The following is a 16357-nucleotide window of genomic DNA, read 5'->3' on the forward strand; positions in this document are numbered from 1 at the left end:
TTTATCCCGAAATCGAGACAGTTAAACTACTTTAGGGAAAAGCAGACAGAAAAAGACCGCCACGATTGAAGTGACGGCCTAGGATTATTCTATAGAGTTGGTTATTTCCATGGTTTGTTTCAATCGTTCTTCCTTTTTCGCTTCCGATGAATATTCGAGTTGATAGATGACATCTTTATCTCCATTATACCATTCTACGAAAACGTGATCTTCTCGTTCTTGAACCCCTGCTAGGATTCCTGAATCAAGAGGGATTTGTAATTCAGATTCCTCTAAGTCGTTACCAGGGTTAAAAATTGTCCGAACGAGAGCCTTATTCGTAGTTTCTGATTGATATATAACTTCAACTTCGTCCCCTTCAACAACAGCTTCTAGTGATTGCAATTCAAAAGGCAGTTCTTGCGGCAACCCTAATTTTTGTTGTTTTTCTTGTGGCAAAGCTTCAATTGGAGTTGCGAAGGCTTCAGGATAGAGTTCTTTCAAATGACTTAGAGAAAGATCAGGTCCAGATGAACAGCCTACTAATAGAACAAAGGAAATAATCATGACAGATAATCTTTTGATGACTTTCACATTCATGCCCCCCTACATTAAGCAACATCACACACCTAGAATATATTTTAGCACAAATGTTTAAACATAAAAAAACCTCTAGAATCGCGATTATTTAGAATTAATGACGTTCATGTGAAACCAAGGCAGGGGGCAGATCGTTATATGATTAAGGCGGTATAGGTGGCAAGACTTCAAACCCATAGAAAACTAACTAAAGAAGGGTTTGAAAATGGAAGACATGGGTCAGTATTTTATAATTTATCTATTAAAAAGGGGTGTATCCTAATGAGTGATTTTGTAATTCGCACGTTTCAGGAGAATGACTTTGATGTGATCAAGTCTTTACTTGAACAAGAAGGATGGGACAATCTAGCTGGACACAGTCAAGAAACGATCCAAGCTTTACTTAATTCAGATCTTGCGTTAGTAGCTTTAGATGGAAACGATGTAATTGGATATCTGCGAGGGCTGACTGACGGTGCGATTACATTATATATTTGTGAGGTCCTAGTTATGGAAAATTATCGCAAGCTAGGAATTGGACAACAATTAATCAATTTGGCACATGAATGTTACCCAAGTACAAGAATTGAGATGCTTGCTACGAGCACTTCTCAAGAATATTATGTCAATCGCGGTTTCCGCCCTTTTTATGGCCTTAGAAAATCAGCAGAGGAAAGCGTATAATCAAAAGTTACAAAAAATCCCCACCTCAGGTCATCCAGAATCTGGATGACCTGAGGTGGGGATAAATGGTTGTTGGGCGAGTTTTCTAAGCATGTAGCTTGTTAGAAAAGGAATGGTTTGACTTTATTATCAGAATTTAATACACTGTTTGAAAGTACAAAGAGTAGAGAATGAGATTAGATGAGTTGAGGAAATTAGGGTGAGAAGAGCAGAGAGAGCTAAGGGATCGACAGGACCTGCACGATGAAGGGTTTTCGGTGGCCTAAGCCAATTTTTACAATGTTTCATCCACTAATTTTTAACCCCTCAACGTCTCATTTTCCATAAAACTTTTATGGAGAGGTGAGCACATATGAGTACGACCACAATGGAATCGTTCCTTGCAAGTGCAAAGGAATACCACACAATTCCAATTACCCAAACCTTCTATACTGACACATTAACACCGATTCACATGTTTCATGCTTTGAAAGACGAAGCGGTTTATATGCTTGAGAGCCAAGACCCTGAATCACCATGGTCTAATTACTCATTTATTGGTTTAGATCCGATGATTGAGATTCAACAAAGTGATGATCAATTTATCATCCATGATTTTCACACAGGTGAAAAAGGGAGCAGATCTTCCTTGAAGGCAGCTTTTGAAGACACTGTGGAAGCTCTTCATGTGAAACCTGCGGAAGTTCCTTTACCATTTAGGGGAGGCGCCGTCGGGTATATGGCGTATGACGCGATTTCCGATTATGAGCCGATTCCTGAAGCCATTAGCGACGATATAAGTCTCTCAAATTATCATCTGTTATTTTGTCAGACCCTCATCGCTTATCACCATAAAACAAAGGAAACGACGATCTTAACGTATGCAAGGCTTGATGATGAAACAGATGCTGCCCAGACCTTTAATTTGGCAAAAGAAAAACTGCAAAATGTTGGACAGTCATTAAAGGAAAAAAGCTTCTTACCCGATTTAATGCTGGCAGATGAAGACGAGGATGGACAGTCACCATTGATTGAATTAACAAGTAATTATGATAAACCGACCTTTAAGAAGGATGTAGAAAAAATTAAAGAGTACATTCGAGCAGGCGATATCTTTCAAGCTGTTTTATCACAACGTTTTGAGGCAATAACAAATAGAAGCGGTTTTGAACTTTATCGGGTCTTGAGAAAAGTAAACCCTTCTCCATATATGTTTTATCTACACTTTCAAGATGTTGAAGTGATTGGCAGCTCACCGGAACGCTTGTTACAAGTTCAGGCTCGTGAGCTTGAGATCCATCCGATTGCCGGCACAAGAAAACGCGGTGCTACACAAGAAGAGGATGATGCTCTTGCTGAAGAGTTGCTTGCTGATGAGAAAGAGCAAGCCGAGCACCGCATGCTGGTTGATTTAGCTAGAAACGATATCGGGCGGGTATCTGAATATGGAACCGTAAACGTCCATGATTATATGACGATCGGACGCTTCTCAAAGGTTATGCACATTATTAGTAAAGTGACAGGCCAGCTAAAAGAAGAGATTTCACCGATTGATGCCCTGATATCAGCTTTTCCAGCTGGTACGTTATCAGGAGCACCAAAGGTTCGGGCCATGCAAATCCTAAGGGAATTAGAACCAACCCCACGTCATCTTTACGGCGGGGGAATTGTGTACTTAGGATTTGACGGCAATATTGACTCGTGTATCACAATCCGAACGATGACACTCGTAAATGGGAAAGTGTATGTTCAAGCAGGTGCCGGCATTGTAGCCGATTCGGATCCAGAGGCTGAATATCAAGAAACATTGAACAAAGCAAGTGCCCTAAAAAGTACGATAGAGTTAGCCCAGCAGTTATTTGAGCAGAGTAGAGAAGGAGCTGAGACAAAATGAAACAACAATTGACCAGAATCGTAGAGGGAGATATCTTAACAGAAGAAGAAGCTTATGCAGCAATGAACCAAATCATGAAAGGGGGAGTATCAACAGGTCAACTTATGAGTATGCTTTCTGTCATGCGTCATAGAGGAGAAGCCGTTGAGGAAATGACCGGCTTCGTTCGCGCGATGCGTGCGAATATGACGAAACTTGATTTAGAGCAAACTGACATCGTTGATACGTGTGGAACAGGGGGCGATAGTAGCTCAACCTTTAATATATCCACAGCCGTTTCTATTATATTAGCCGCACTGGGTGTGAAAGTCGCTAAGCACGGCAACCGTAAAGTATCCTCAAAAAGCGGTAGTGCTGATGTGCTGGAATCCTTAGGCATACCGATTGATACGACACCAGAACAAGGGGCCAAGGCGATTTCAGAAAAAGGGATGACCTTCTTGTTCGCCCCGAACTACCATCAGGCGATGAAGCACGCCGTGCCAGCACGGCAGGAACTAGGCTTTCGCACAGTATTTAATCTACTCGGCCCGATGGCTAATCCGGCGAACGCCAAGCGTCAGCTCATTGGCATTTATGATACGGCCTACGCTGAAAAGATGGCAGAAACGCTAAACCAGCTAGGCTCTAAGCACGTGTTACTGGCTACCGGTCGAGATGGTCTGGATGAGATTACCATGACAGGTGTTACAGACCTAGTTGAGCTAAAAGACGGTGAGATTCATAGGTTTACCATTACACCCGAAGAACTTGGCTTAACGAGAGGGAAGCTTGAGGATATTCAGATTTCCAACAGTCAACAAAGTGCCGATTTAATTAAGCAAGTCATCATAGGCGACGCCAAGGAGAGTGCCATGACAATCGTAACGATGAACGCTGCAGCAGGTCTGTATGTGGCAGGAAAAGCTTCTGACTTAACGGACGGCGTAAAACATGTCCAAGACGCGATTAAGAGTGGAAGCGTGCAATCATATTTCGCATCGATTCAGGGAGAAAAGGAGAATCGTCAGTATGCTTGAAACCATTTTAGCTATCAAAAAACAAGAAATTGAAACAATATACTTGCCAGAGCAAGCGGAAGTAACCAAGCAATCATTCTATCAATCTTTGAAACAATCCCCTTATACTGCAGGATTAATTGCTGAGGTGAAGAAGGCATCCCCTTCGAAAGGAATTATTCGTGATGATTTTAATCATGTGATGGTGGGAAAACAATACGCTGATGCTGGGGTGCAGGCGATTTCTGTACTTACCGATCAGCATTTCTTCCAGGGACATCGTGATTTTTTAACTGATATTAAAAAATTTGTGGATGTACCGGTGATGAGGAAGGATTTCATTATCGATCCAGTTCAAGTGGCTGAGAGTCAGTTAATTGGTGCCGATGCCATTTTGTTAATTGGAGAAGCGATGGAAGCGAGCAAATTACATGAACTTTATTTGCAAGCATATGAAGCGGGGCTTGAAGTGCTTGTTGAAGTGCATAGTGAGGAGACGCTGGAGGGAGTGTTGAACCAGTTTACACCAGAGATTGTCGGGATTAATAATCGTAATTTGCACACTTTCGAAACATCACTTGAGCAAACGAAGCGGATGGCGGAGCTTGTTCCAAAAGAGTCGCTGCTCGTTTCTGAAAGTGGGATATTCACACACGATGATATTCAGCAGGTTGCAGGTTATGGAGCAGAGGCAGTATTAGTGGGGGAATCCCTCATGAGTCAGGACAATATTAAACAGGCTGTTGGAAAGCTGATGAATGGGGTGAATGTGTGATGTATGAACCATTAGTGAAATTGTGCGGGAATCGATCTCTTAGTGATGTTGAAAAAACGGCTTCATCGTCAGCCACTCATCTCGGATTTATTTTTGTTAATAAAACAAAGCGTTATGTGCGGCCAGAGCAGGTCGGCAGGTGGATTAGAAAGGTTCGGCCAAAGCAGAAGCTTGTCGGTGTCTTTGTCGATCCTTCTATTGACCAGCTTGATGAAGTGTTGGCGTTTGCGCCGCTTGATGTCATACAACTTCATGGCAATGAGACCGTTTCTGAAGTGTTAAAGATCAAAGAAACTTTCGGGTTGCCTGTGTGGAAGGTGATTCACCATCAAGCGAATGGTCAAGAGCAAATGGATCTTTTCCAAGGAGTAGCAGATGGCTATGTCATCGATTCAAAAGTAGACGGCGCTCATGGTGGAACGGGTGTTCAATTTGATTGGGAGGCCATCCAAAGTTACAAGCAAATGGCTAACGATCACAATGTATCTTGCTTCATTGCAGGCGGTATCAACCCTGATAATATCAAACAGTTGATGACACATGAGCCCGATGGAATCGATATATCAAGTGGAATTGAAACAAATGGACAGAAAGATATTAATAAAATTCAAGCCGTATTGAAAGAGGTGGATCACCATGTTGCAAGTTTTTCCTGACATTAAAGGTCGATTTGGAGATTTTGGAGGCAAGTATGTTCCAGAGACATTGATGGGACCTTTGCAAGAATTAGAAGAAGAGCTGACGAAAGCAATGAATGATCCCGATTTCGTGCAAGAATATCATGATGTACTAAAGGAATATGCCGGACGCCCTACTTCGTTAAGCTTTGCTGATCAAATGACAGATCATTTAGGCGGCGCTAAGATTTATTTGAAACGAGAAGATCTCAATCATACAGGTGCCCATAAAATGAACAATGCGATTGGTCAAGGACTTTTGGCTAAGAGAATGGGCAAAAAGAAAATCATTGCAGAAACAGGAGCTGGCCAGCACGGCGTCGCCTCGGCGACAGTAGCAGCTAAGTTCGGTCTCGAATGCCAGGTTTATATGGGAGAAGAGGACATTCGCCGGCAAGAGCTGAACGTATTTCGTATGAAGCTGCTCGGAGCGAAAGTGATTCCGGTTTCAAGCGGGAATGGCACATTGAAGGATGCAACGAATGAAGCGATTCGCTACTGGGTTGCGAATTGTGAGGATCATTTCTACTTAATCGGCTCTGTCGTCGGACCGCACCCTTATCCGAAAATGGTAAGGGATTTCCAGCGTGTGATTGGTGATGAATCAAAGCAGCAGTTTTTAGAAGTGGAGACGAACATGCCTGACCGTATTTACGCCTGTGTTGGAGGCGGAAGTAATGCGATGGGAATGTTCTATCCGTTTCTTGAAGATTCGCCTGAATTGATCGGTGTGGAAGCTGCGGGTAAAGGAATTGATACACCAGAACATGCGGCTACATTGACCAAAGGGAACCCTGGTGTAATTCACGGTTCACTAACGTATTTAATGCAGGATAAAAATGGACAAATTACCGAACCTTATTCCATCTCAGCAGGTCTTGACTATCCAGGAATTGGACCTGAACACGCCCATCTTTTTCAGACGAAACGGGTAAGGTATGAATCGATTACCGACCAGGAAGCACTAGATGCCCTGAAGCTTTTGACGGAACAAGAAGGAATCATTCCAGCGATTGAAAGTGCCCATGCGTTGGCACAAGCTTTTAAGGAAGCCGGAGAAATGAGTTCAGACCAAACGATTTTAATCAACCTTTCCGGCCGCGGAGATAAAGATATGGCGACATTAATGGAGCACTTTCAGGAGGAGGAATAACATGCTGACGAAAACATCATTCCAAGGAAAACTAACGAAAACGGACGATTTGTTTATTCCTTTTATTGTAGCTGGTGACCCAACCCCTGAGCTTACGATTGAGTTTGCTTTGCGCTTGCAGGAAGCGGGTGCGGACGTGCTTGAACTTGGAATTCCTTATTCTGATCCACTTGCGGACGGTCCTACGATCCAACGTGCAGCGAAACGTGCTTTAAAAAATGAGATGTCATTAACAAAAGCCATCAAGCTTGTACCTGAACTTCGACGTGCAGGAGTTGAGATACCGGTCGTTATTTTCACTTACTTTAATCCTGTTCTGCAGTTAGGCTATCAGCGTTTCTTTGAACTGCTTGATGAACACGGAGCAGAAGGTGTGCTGATCCCTGATCTCCCATATGAGGAAAGCGAAGAGATACGGGGCTTGCTGCTGACCGTGATGTTGAATTCATCTCACTAGTGGCCCCAAATTCTGATACGCGTATCAAGCAAATAGCTGAGGATGCGAAAGGCTTTCTTTATTGTGTATCAACCCTTGGAGTAACCGGGGAACGAAATGACATGTCCCCAGATGTGCTCACTTTTATTAAGAAAGTAAAAGAGCACAGTTCTGTCCCTGTGGCTGTAGGGTTCGGGATTTCGACGAATGAACATGTTAAACTTGTTCGTGAGCATGCAGACGGCGTTATTATTGGAAGTAAAATCATAAGGTTAATTGAAGATAAGCTTAAAGATCTTGAAAATGGAGCACAAGCAGAAGCATTGGAGCGCTTCTATCAGGAAGTTCATGAACTTGTGAAATAGTTTGTTGGAAGATGAGCATAGAGGAGTTGAGCTGAGTTGATTTATATGATTGATCATTATGATTCATTTACCTACAACCTCGTTCAATATTTAGGGGTGCTTGGCGAGGAGGTTGTCGTACGGCGCAATGATGAGGTGACTTTAGAAGAAATTGACCGCTTAAAACCAGATTTACTTTTCTTGTCACCTGGACCTTGTTCACCGGATGAGACAGGCATCACGATGGAAGTTATTGAACACTACAAAGAGAAACTCCCCATTTTTGGAGTCTGTCTCGGTCATCAGGCACTTGCCCAAAGCTTTGGCGGAAATGTCATTAGAGCAGATAAACTTATGCACGGAAAGTCGTCACAAGTCCACCATGATGGACGAGGGATCTATCAAGGATTAAGTAATCCGATGGAAGCGATGCGTTACCATTCACTGATCGTTGACCTTGCCGGATTGCCGGATTGCTTTGAAGTAGTGGCTGCCACCGTAGAAGGTGAAATTATGGGGATACGGCACATCGACTTGCCAATCGAAGGGGTTCAATTTCACCCTGAATCGATTGGAACAGATGATGGAAAGACATTGCTAATGAATTTAATTAAACAACGTGTTGAAGCGTTAATTTAACAAAATTTAGCCTGCTAACTTTATAAAAGTTAGCAGTTTTTTTGGGTCTTTAGACTTAATTTTTTGCGAATTTTTCAGAGTTTTTTAGTGATTTATTAGAAAGTTCCCAAGAGTTACGCTATTTCTGTAACCTATGTGTTCAAAGTGTTATATCACTTTGTGAAATACTTACATAGTAAAAAAACCGAGAAATATGACATTTTTACGGAGTATATAGCTATTTTCACAATTTTTATAAGTATGTTAGGTTAGATTACGTTGTGTTTACAGAGCTCGGATAGCACGGAAAACAATTGTAAATAATAGTCTAGACTAACTTGTACTAATCCAATTTTATTATCTTGGGAGTTGAGTGTGTAGTATGGAATTACAAAATGATCCAACGTTACTTTGGTATATTGGACTTTACGCCGTTGTAATGATCGCAATTGGAATCTTTATGTCGAAAAAAATATCAGGAAGTGAGGACTTCGTTCTTGCGGGGAAAAGTTTAGGGCCGTTTGTTTTAATGGGAACACTGCTTGCTACATGGACAGGTAGTGGGAGTATTTCTGGCGGAGAAACATCAATGGCTTTCAGCTATGGAATATGGCCGGCACTATTTTTGATGCTTCCTACTTTAATTGGTATTATCATTCTTTATGTTATTGCACCAAAAATCCGTGAATTCGGCAAATTTACGGTTTCCGGCATTCTTCAAGCCAAATATGGTCGTAAATCACGGAACATTGCAAGTGTGATTATTATTCTAGCCTATGTGGGGATTGTTTCTTACCAAATGAAAGGTTTCGGGTTTATTTTAAATTTAACAACTGGAATGTCAGTGGGACTAGGAACCTTGCTTGGCGGTATTATGATCATCTTTCTTGCTATGGTTGGCGGGCTTCGTTCCGTATCCCAAACCGATGCAATTAGCGGGTTCTTAATGGTCGGAGGACTTATTATTACCGTACCAACGATTATCGCAGTAGCAGGCGGCTGGGGCGATATAGTTGCTCATGTACCTGAGTCCCACATGACCGCGACTGGCGGGCTAACAACGATTCAACTGTTGGGATTCCTGCTGCCGTCTCTATTTTTACTGCTAGGTGACCAAAACATGTACCAACGTTTGGCGTCCTCTAAAGGAGATAGTTCAGCGAAAAAGGGACAAATCGGCTGGCTAATTGCTATGATTATCATTTCACCATCGATTTCGATTATTGCGTTCGCTTCTCGTTCCATCTTCCCGAATATCGATCCAGGCATGGCATTAATGGCTACAACGCTTGCAATGCCCACAGTGATTGGCGGAATCCTGCTAGCCTCTGCAGCGTCCTTTATCATTACGACAGGAAACTCCTATTTATTGTCAGCTGCAACAAACCTAACGTATGATATTTACGGAAATTATATTAACAAAGAAGCTTCTGACAAAAAACTACTAACCATGACAAGAATCTTTATCGTAGCACTCGGTGTTTTGTCTTACTTGTTGATCCGTTACTTTCCAACTGTACTCAGTGTACAAATGTATGCCTACACAGTCTATGGAGCAGGTTTAACCCCAGCATTGCTCGCCGTATTCTTCTGGAAACGTGTGAATGCAGCTGGCGGGATTTCATCCATGATTGCTGGCGTAGTTGCAACATTAACCTGGGAGCTGATATTGCAAAAGCCGTTTGAAATCAACAGTGTTGTTATAGCGGTTCCAATCGCTATTATCGTATTGATTATAGTTACCTTAATGACAACCAATAGCAATAGGCAGACTCGTGAATCGGTGAATGCTTAATGATAAAGCCATCTTATTTTGCTTGTAACCGTGTTAATTATCTTTAATAAGGGTTAGGAATATAATTCAAACAAGCTGATCACCTATATTTAATAGGTGATCAGCTTGTTTGAATTATAAGGAGGATGTTCAAAAAGTCACCAAATGATAAGAGGCGAATCTCTTCGTAGGCTTGCTTTTGAGGAGTATGTCACCTGCGTCTACAAGCCTAAGTAAATTCCTCGGTGCAGGACAGCAGAGGAGGATATTCTCTGACGTTGCCTCGCTACTTACGTATCATGAAGCAATGAACACTCACTATAAATAGATATTGCAGTACCCGCTAAGGCGATTTTTTGTTAACAAGTGTTTTGAAGATGTTAGTGGGATTCCATAAGAAAAACCCCTGCATAGCAAGGGTTTAAGGAGTTCCTGTATTAATGGAGCATAGCGGGCTCGAACCGCTGACCTCTACACTGCCAGTGTAGCGCTCTCCCAGCTGAGCTAATGCCCCGTCTGAATCGACATTATTTATTATATCTTTTTCACTTGATCGATTCAATACCTTTTTGAAGAAAATTTAATTGCATGAAAATGTCTGTTAATTGCATATCAGGGTTTAGTCACAGACTGCCCGTGCTCGTCGACTTAATAACTACTTTTTTAATAATAAGGCGAGATCATTAAATAAACAATAACTCCTGTTAGGCTTACATATAACCAAATCGGCATTGTCCAGCGCGCGATTTTCTTATGACGTTCATCTTGCCGGGTCAAACCACGGAATAGAGTAATTAAGGCTAATGGAACAATGGCAATGGATAATAAAATATGTGAAATTAAAATAAAGTAATATAGATACATAATAAATCCATCTGCCCCAAAGTGCGTCGATTCAGCAATCGCATGGTAGGTAAGATACGAGAGCAAAAAGAAAAAGGTTGTTGTAAAAGCAGCCAACACGAATCGTTTATGTGCTTTAATGTTTCGCTGTTTAATCATAATCAGCGCTGCTAGTAAAAAGATGAATGTGAAGCTATTCAGGACAGCATTCAGCAGGGGCAAAAACGTTACGTCTAAATGACTGAATTGATCAAGCTTCGGCATAAAGAAAAGCAGGGCAATTAATCCATTAATCATGATAGTAAGCGTTACAACAATGCCTGTATAATTTTTCTTACTGGATGTGTTATTCATTTATGAATCTCCTTTTGCCTATATATTTCTGCCTATTCGTTCGTTCATTTATATAAATGAAACAATAATCAATAGGGAAAATAGGATGGTTAAATGGTTGAGAGAAAAAACAAACATCATTGTTCCCCATTTATAATCTTCCACTTTCCGAAAGCTGATAAAGCCCATGACCATCCAGGCAAGAGTAAGTCCAAGCATGGCAAAGGCAACAATTTTACTGAATGATAAAAATAGGAAAGAAGAGGCAAGTAACAGTACCAAATAAACGAACGTATGAACTTTGGTACGGCGGATGCCTTTAATAACCGGCAGCATTGGTACCTTTGCGTTTTTGTAATCTTCCAACCTTCTTATTGCGATCGCATAAAAATGTGGAGGCTGCCATAGAAACATTAACATAAATAATCCGATTGAAACGGGATGGATAAGCTCAGGTGCGATGGCAGACCAGCCAATTAACGGGGCAATGGCGCCAGATAAGCTGCCGACTTCTGTATTATAGATGGTTTTTCTTTTCGTCCACATCGTATAAGGAACTAAATAAAGAAACAGTCCTAGAAAACCTACAAAAGCTGTTAGGCTGGAAATAAAAAATAACAGGGCGATGCCAACAACAGCAAGTACAATTCCAAGCCATAACGCAAATGTAGGTGTAACGGAACCAGTGACAGTAGGTCTTTCCATCGTCCTTTTCATGTGGGCATCAATATCCCGGTCATAGTAGTTGTTAATTGCCCCAGCCCCGCCTACGACAAATGTTGTCCCGAATAACGCTAGGAAGACAACCAAAATATGATCAACAAAACTTACATTATAGATGGATAGAGCGACGGACAGTCCGGCAAACATCCCTAGAAGGTTAGACTTTACAATTCCATCTTTTACGATAGCCTTTAATATGCCCCAGGTAATAGATGTTCTTATAGGAAAAGAGTCTTCTACAATTGCTTCTCTACTCTTCATTTTGGTTCCCCTTTTCTTTTAAATATAACGGTATGAATTAAACTAAGTCATTTATACCAGTTTAACAAAAATTTGTTATAGAAAGAGGAAAATCATACTTTAGTCAAAAAGATGTCGAACCTTTGTGAACAATTTTTATACATTTTTAGACTTTTTAGATTTCTGTAAGTTATATTGAAGGCTCATAAAAAAACAATCTTGCCACCTACTAAAGATGGCAAGATTGTTATTTGTATTGAATGCGTTATAGGAGGTTGTTCAAAAAGTCACCAAATGATAAGAGGCGAATCTCTTCGTTGGCTTATTTTTGAAGAGCGTGTGCCACCTGCGTCTACGAGCCTATTCAAAGAAGTAAATTGCTCAGTGCAAGGCAGCGGAGAAGAACATTCTCTGAAGTTACCTCGCTACTCACGTATTATTAAGCAGCAGGGGAACTTCTACTAAAACCGTGTCCTGTGCAAGTCCGTTCCTTGGAAAAGAAGGACACTTTTCCTTGGTGCTCAAAACTAGGCCGCCTCGACCTTCTTGCGACGCACAGGACGTGGCGATTTTGTCGACCTTCTAATTTGGCAACTTTTTGAACATTCACTATAATGCATGCTTTTCTTGGGAGTCATATGGATAAGGGCTGTATTGTTTGCTGTCATTCCACATTTCATCAAATTTATCGGCCCACTCTTCTGCAATCTTTTTACTTTTTATAATTACGAGGACTTCATCGTTTTTATTTTCGGCAGAATATGTAAAGTTATATGAGCCTGAGGTGGTAAGTTTTTTATCTGAAATCATGACTTTTAAATGCATATTGCCATCATGGGTATTAATCTTTACAGGCACACCTGATTGAATTAACTTTTGAATATGAGCTGTTTGTTTTGTTTGATCAGCTGCTTGTGTTTTATCTGAGATGACTCGTACATTCACCCCTCTTTTATTGGCCTTAGTGATGTGTGTAACAAAATCACCTTCCGTTAACAAAAACATGGCAATATCTAGAGATTTTTCCGAGTTATCGATCACATTGATGATTTTTTGTTTTGGGGATTTAGTTGATTTAGAGAAAATATAATCTACCTGGGCTGACTCCTCATCTACAGGTTTGCTTTTTCCTGCAAATTTGTAGAACCCGTAAGTAATGGAACCTATGATGACAGTTGTTGCTCCTGCGGCAGCTATCAATTCCATAATATCGCCCCTTTTTTGATAATGATTATTTATATGTCTGTTACCTTTTGTCCTATTCATTTAATATAAAAACAAGTTTGCTATTCATAACATCTTAATCAGGTCACACCTGGTTCAATGTGCAACGTTTTTGTTAAACTTGAAAGCGTGGCCTTTGCCCCTAATGGAACGGCAAAGTGTGGCAAACAGTGACCGATCTTAAACCCTGACAGCACAGGCTTGTCAAGGCGAGAGAAATAGAAATTGAAAACTTGTTCCAGTGTTAATGATTCGTCAGGCTTCCTAGGTTCAGCTTCACTAAAATCACCGACAATGATGCCGGCCGCATCCTCTAATTTGCCGGCAAGTTTTAGCTGGCTTAAGAAGGAATCAATCCGATAGGGCTCCTCGCCAACATCCTCAATAAGCAGCAGTTTATTCCTGGTATCAATTTCGTAAGCTGATCCAATCGAATTGACGAGTAAAGATAAATTCCCGCCGACGATTTCTCCACAAGCTTCACCAGGGCTGATGGTGCGTAGGGGAGAGATGTCTTTAGAATAAGTCAAAAACATAGGTTCAAAGAGTTGGTTAAACATGGCTTGGGAAAACGGATCAAAGTTCTCTTTGCCAACGTCTGAACTGAGCATGGGTCCATGAAAAGTGACTAGCCCCGTCTTTTGGCGAATAGCTTGATGTAAGAACGTAATATCACTGTAGCCCCAAAAGATTTTTGGATTCCGTTTAATGAGCTTGTAATCAATCATGGAAGCAATTCTGCTTGTACCATAACCGCCGCCTGCACAGATAATGCCGTTAGTGAACTGATCAGCAAACATTGTATGAAGGTCTTCGAGACGCTGTTCATCTGTGCCCGCTAAATATCCATACTTACAATTAACATGTGGGGCTATTTTGACATGCAAACCTAGTTGATTTAAAAAGTGGATGGAACGTCGTAAATTCTTCAAATTTGGCGGACTGGCAGGTGCAATAACACCGATTGTATCTCCATGCTTAAGCTTTTTAGGAAGTAACATAGGTTTCCCTCCGATAGTAAAAGGATGAGCTCATCGCTGATGGGTTCCTCTTTTTGTTTTACAGAGCTTACACAGCTATTGTATGCGTGTGAACCTCTAGAGAAGTACTATTGCATCCATTAACTGAATGTTGTACGCGTGGCAAGTTCTGTCATCACTAACATGGCTTGATAGGCTTCCCGAATGTCCTTTGCTTTAAAAGAAACAACAGTTGAGTTTGATTCCAGTTTTGTGCCTGGCATGAGGCTTGCCCACTCGGCCTGGCCATAATTAGTGAATTCAATCCGAAGCGTTGGATGGGAAGGGGGGACAAGTGGTTGAATTTGGCTGCGATTATCGATCGCTTCCGCCGTTTTCCGTTTAAGCAGTTCTCCGGCCTTTTTCGGTGATAACGTTTTAACTGCGGAGCGGGAAATGGTTTCTTTTACAGGGGCGGTGACAATAGTAGGAATGAGTCTTTCCGCTTCCTGTGTGGCCATATCATCGCCAGCAACCATAAGTACCGGAATTCCATAATACCCTGCGAGATAGGCATTGAGTCCAAGTTCACCGACCACAACCTCATCGATAAAAAAGTTTCGAACCGCGGAAATCATGGAGTGGGACATGGCTCCTCTTTGACCTGCCCGGGCATGGTAACCTACAAAGATAACCCCATCATACGATTGATCCAATCCCTGCATCATTGAAAAAGGTTTGACATCTCCAGTGATGAGCTGGGCTTCTGAATGAAGATGTTCTACTAGCAGATTATTCATTTTGGAGTGGCTGTCGTTAACGATTATCTCTGAAACCTGCCTGTCAAAAGCAGATTGGATCACCTTATTCGTTTCATCTGTCATCAGTTTACGGCCACGTTCATAATTAAGTTGGTTTGAATCTACAAAAGTAGCGTCGGGCAGACCAGTTATTCCTTCCATGTCTACTGATATGTACAATTTCATAAACAATAGCATCTCCTTTGAATTTTATTAATTTTCAAACAATAATATCAAGATTTAACAGATATGACAAATTGTAATATTCCATTGTTCAAGTGAAGTCGTAGATTCTAACTGTGCAGTATTTTATCGTTTTATTTAGAGAAGGCAGGGGAATAGTATAGAAGAATAAGAGCAGGGTATTTACATAAGAGGTGGTTTTTTATGTTGTTTTCCGGGACGAGCCTTTCTGATCTTTCACGAACAGCTATCATTTTGATTATAGCAGGGTTTATTTCGGTTGGAAGTGCTTTTTTTATTTTTTTGGAACTAGCGGAAGATGTGATGGAAAAGGAGAAGTTCGCAGTAGACCGAATAGCCATAGATCTAATGAATGCGATCAGTTCAGATCCGCTTTCTATCATAGTAGGTTGGATTACGGAAGCAGGAGCCGTACCGATTATTACCGTAGCTTCGATCGTATTAGCGATCTATTTATTATTTTTCTCCTCTTTCAGTGCATGGGTAACTGTTTATTTTGGTATAAATATGATTGGAATCAGTCTGTTGACGAAAGGATTAAAGCTGATGTTTGAAAGACAGCGTCCTGATACTCTGGCACAATATGATGGAACAGGTTTCAGTTTTCCAAGTGGTCATACGACAGGGGCCGCAACTTTTTATGGATTCTTGATCTACCTTACTGTCATTAGCCCGTTAGACAGAAAATGGAAGTGGCCGATTAACATTCTATTGGCAACAGTCATTTTACTCGTTGCTCTTAGCCGTGTTTATTTAGGTGTCCATTTCTTTACAGATATAATAGCTGGTCTTATGCTAGGGCTTTCCTGGTTATTCATTTGTATTGGAGCGTTAGAACTAACAATATGGAGACAGAGAAGACGTCAAGGAAATCGGCAGGTTAGATAAGTCGATTGTTCGGGTATAAATAAATAAGGAAGTGTAAAAGAAGGAGTTGAACAAGGATGTTGTATATTTTAGCGATACTACTGCCGCCGGTAGCGGTACTATTTACTGGAAAACCAATGAAAGCATTACTCAATTTGATCTTAACATTGATCTTTTATGTACCAGGGGCTGTCCATGCTGCTGTTGTTGTCAAAGGTCATTATGATAGCCGAAAAGGATAAACATAAAAAGAGTTCACAGGAAAATCTGTGAA

General features: G+C 41.2%; 16 protein-coding genes, 1 tRNA gene and 1 pseudogene. 11 read left to right on the top strand and 7 right to left on the bottom strand.

Going from position 1 to position 16357, the window contains the following annotated elements:
• Positions 1 to 84 precede the first annotated feature (84 nt).
• Positions 85 to 573, bottom strand: coding sequence for a hypothetical protein (locus MUO14_RS19265; protein WP_244752174.1), 489 nt, complete (start codon positions 571 to 573; stop codon positions 85 to 87).
• 267 nt (positions 574 to 840) lie between these two features.
• Between MUO14_RS19265 and MUO14_RS19270 the strand changes: the two genes are divergently transcribed.
• The 9 genes and pseudogenes from MUO14_RS19270 (at position 841) to MUO14_RS19310 (ending at position 9911) form a co-directional block, all read left to right on the top strand.
• Positions 841 to 1242, top strand: a complete 402-nt coding sequence (locus tag MUO14_RS19270; protein ID WP_244752175.1) for a GNAT family N-acetyltransferase — start codon at positions 841 to 843, stop codon at positions 1240 to 1242.
• A gap of 352 nt (positions 1243 to 1594) precedes the next feature.
• On the top strand, positions 1595 to 3115 hold the full coding sequence (gene trpE / locus MUO14_RS19275) for an anthranilate synthase component I (protein WP_244752176.1): 1521 nt from the start codon (positions 1595 to 1597) through the stop codon (positions 3113 to 3115).
• Positions 3112 to 4134 (top strand): anthranilate phosphoribosyltransferase, encoded by a 1023-nt coding sequence (trpD, locus tag MUO14_RS19280; RefSeq protein WP_244752177.1) that lies wholly within the window; start codon positions 3112 to 3114, stop codon positions 4132 to 4134. Before trpE ends, trpD begins: the two co-directional genes overlap by 4 nt.
• Positions 4127 to 4888: an indole-3-glycerol phosphate synthase TrpC gene (gene trpC / locus MUO14_RS19285; RefSeq protein WP_244752178.1), complete on the top strand. Its 762-nt coding sequence runs from the start codon at positions 4127 to 4129 to the stop codon at positions 4886 to 4888. Before trpD ends, trpC begins: the two co-directional genes overlap by 8 nt.
• A complete protein-coding gene (locus MUO14_RS19290) occupies positions 4888 to 5544 on the top strand; it encodes a phosphoribosylanthranilate isomerase (RefSeq protein WP_244752179.1) in 657 nt (218 codons plus the stop codon). Before trpC ends, MUO14_RS19290 begins: the two co-directional genes overlap by 1 nt.
• Positions 5525 to 6718, top strand: coding sequence for a tryptophan synthase subunit beta (gene trpB / locus MUO14_RS19295; protein WP_396265723.1), 1194 nt, complete (start codon positions 5525 to 5527; stop codon positions 6716 to 6718). Before MUO14_RS19290 ends, trpB begins: the two co-directional genes overlap by 20 nt.
• Before the next feature lies 1 nt (position 6719).
• Positions 6720 to 7519, top strand: a pseudogene (gene trpA / locus MUO14_RS19300) (tryptophan synthase subunit alpha).
• A gap of 36 nt (positions 7520 to 7555) precedes the next feature.
• On the top strand, positions 7556 to 8137 hold the full coding sequence (locus MUO14_RS19305; RefSeq protein WP_244752180.1) for an anthranilate synthase component II: 582 nt from the start codon (positions 7556 to 7558) through the stop codon (positions 8135 to 8137).
• Between the two features lie 361 nt (positions 8138 to 8498).
• On the top strand, positions 8499 to 9911 hold the full coding sequence (locus MUO14_RS19310) for a sodium:solute symporter family protein (RefSeq protein ID WP_244752181.1): 1413 nt from the start codon (positions 8499 to 8501) through the stop codon (positions 9909 to 9911).
• Positions 9912 to 10331: 420 nt separating this feature from the next.
• On the opposite strand, the gene MUO14_RS19315 is transcribed toward MUO14_RS19310, so the two are convergent.
• From MUO14_RS19315 to MUO14_RS19340, 6 genes are all read right to left on the bottom strand, one after another.
• Positions 10332 to 10404, bottom strand: a tRNA-Ala gene (locus MUO14_RS19315).
• Positions 10405 to 10553: 149 nt separating this feature from the next.
• Positions 10554 to 11087 (bottom strand): DUF420 domain-containing protein, encoded by a 534-nt coding sequence (locus MUO14_RS19320; RefSeq protein ID WP_244752182.1) that lies wholly within the window; start codon positions 11085 to 11087, stop codon positions 10554 to 10556.
• Positions 11088 to 11135: 48 nt separating this feature from the next.
• Complete coding sequence (gene cyoE / locus MUO14_RS19325) at positions 11136 to 12050, bottom strand: heme o synthase (RefSeq protein ID WP_244752183.1); 915 nt, start codon at positions 12048 to 12050, stop codon at positions 11136 to 11138.
• A 588-nt stretch (positions 12051 to 12638) separates the two neighbouring features.
• Positions 12639 to 13235 (bottom strand): phospholipase D-like domain-containing protein, encoded by a 597-nt coding sequence (locus MUO14_RS19330; protein ID WP_244752184.1) that lies wholly within the window; start codon positions 13233 to 13235, stop codon positions 12639 to 12641.
• A gap of 98 nt (positions 13236 to 13333) precedes the next feature.
• Positions 13334 to 14254, bottom strand: coding sequence for a S66 peptidase family protein (locus MUO14_RS19335; protein ID WP_244752185.1), 921 nt, complete (start codon positions 14252 to 14254; stop codon positions 13334 to 13336).
• 119 nt (positions 14255 to 14373) lie between these two features.
• Complete coding sequence (locus MUO14_RS19340; protein ID WP_244752186.1) at positions 14374 to 15198, bottom strand: M55 family metallopeptidase; 825 nt, start codon at positions 15196 to 15198, stop codon at positions 14374 to 14376.
• A gap of 201 nt (positions 15199 to 15399) precedes the next feature.
• Between MUO14_RS19340 and MUO14_RS19345 the strand changes: the two genes are divergently transcribed.
• Both MUO14_RS19345 and MUO14_RS19350 read left to right on the top strand, forming a co-directional pair.
• Entirely contained in the window at positions 15400 to 16104 is a 705-nt protein-coding gene (locus MUO14_RS19345; protein WP_244752187.1) for a phosphatase PAP2 family protein, read from the top strand.
• A 56-nt stretch (positions 16105 to 16160) separates the two neighbouring features.
• Entirely contained in the window at positions 16161 to 16325 is a 165-nt protein-coding gene (locus MUO14_RS19350) for a YqaE/Pmp3 family membrane protein (RefSeq protein WP_244752188.1), read from the top strand.
• Positions 16326 to 16357 lie beyond the last annotated feature (32 nt).

This window comes from Halobacillus shinanisalinarum, assembly GCF_022919835.1.
Lineage (GTDB): Bacteria > Bacillota > Bacilli > Bacillales > Halobacillaceae > Halobacillus_A > Halobacillus_A shinanisalinarum.

Coding starts and splice junctions, on each gene's coding strand:
- MUO14_RS19270 (WP_244752175.1), top strand. CDS start 841: ATGAGTGATTTTGTAATTCGCACGTTTCAGGAGAATGACTTTGATGTG.
- trpE (WP_244752176.1), top strand. CDS start 1,595: ATGAGTACGACCACAATGGAATCGTTCCTTGCAAGTGCAAAGGAATAC.
- trpD (WP_244752177.1), top strand. CDS start 3,112: ATGAAACAACAATTGACCAGAATCGTAGAGGGAGATATCTTAACAGAA.
- trpC (WP_244752178.1), top strand. CDS start 4,127: ATGCTTGAAACCATTTTAGCTATCAAAAAACAAGAAATTGAAACAATA.
- MUO14_RS19290 (WP_244752179.1), top strand. CDS start 4,888: ATGTATGAACCATTAGTGAAATTGTGCGGGAATCGATCTCTTAGTGAT.
- trpB (WP_396265723.1), top strand. CDS start 5,525: ATGTTGCAAGTTTTTCCTGACATTAAAGGTCGATTTGGAGATTTTGGA.
- MUO14_RS19310 (WP_244752181.1), top strand. CDS start 8,499: ATGGAATTACAAAATGATCCAACGTTACTTTGGTATATTGGACTTTAC.
- MUO14_RS19320 (WP_244752182.1), bottom strand. CDS start 11,087: ATGAATAACACATCCAGTAAGAAAAATTATACAGGCATTGTTGTAACG.
- cyoE (WP_244752183.1), bottom strand. CDS start 12,050: ATGAAGAGTAGAGAAGCAATTGTAGAAGACTCTTTTCCTATAAGAACA.
- MUO14_RS19330 (WP_244752184.1), bottom strand. CDS start 13,235: ATGGAATTGATAGCTGCCGCAGGAGCAACAACTGTCATCATAGGTTCC.
- MUO14_RS19335 (WP_244752185.1), bottom strand. CDS start 14,254: ATGTTACTTCCTAAAAAGCTTAAGCATGGAGATACAATCGGTGTTATT.
- MUO14_RS19340 (WP_244752186.1), bottom strand. CDS start 15,198: ATGAAATTGTACATATCAGTAGACATGGAAGGAATAACTGGTCTGCCC.
- MUO14_RS19345 (WP_244752187.1), top strand. CDS start 15,400: ATGTTGTTTTCCGGGACGAGCCTTTCTGATCTTTCACGAACAGCTATC.
- MUO14_RS19350 (WP_244752188.1), top strand. CDS start 16,161: ATGTTGTATATTTTAGCGATACTACTGCCGCCGGTAGCGGTACTATTT.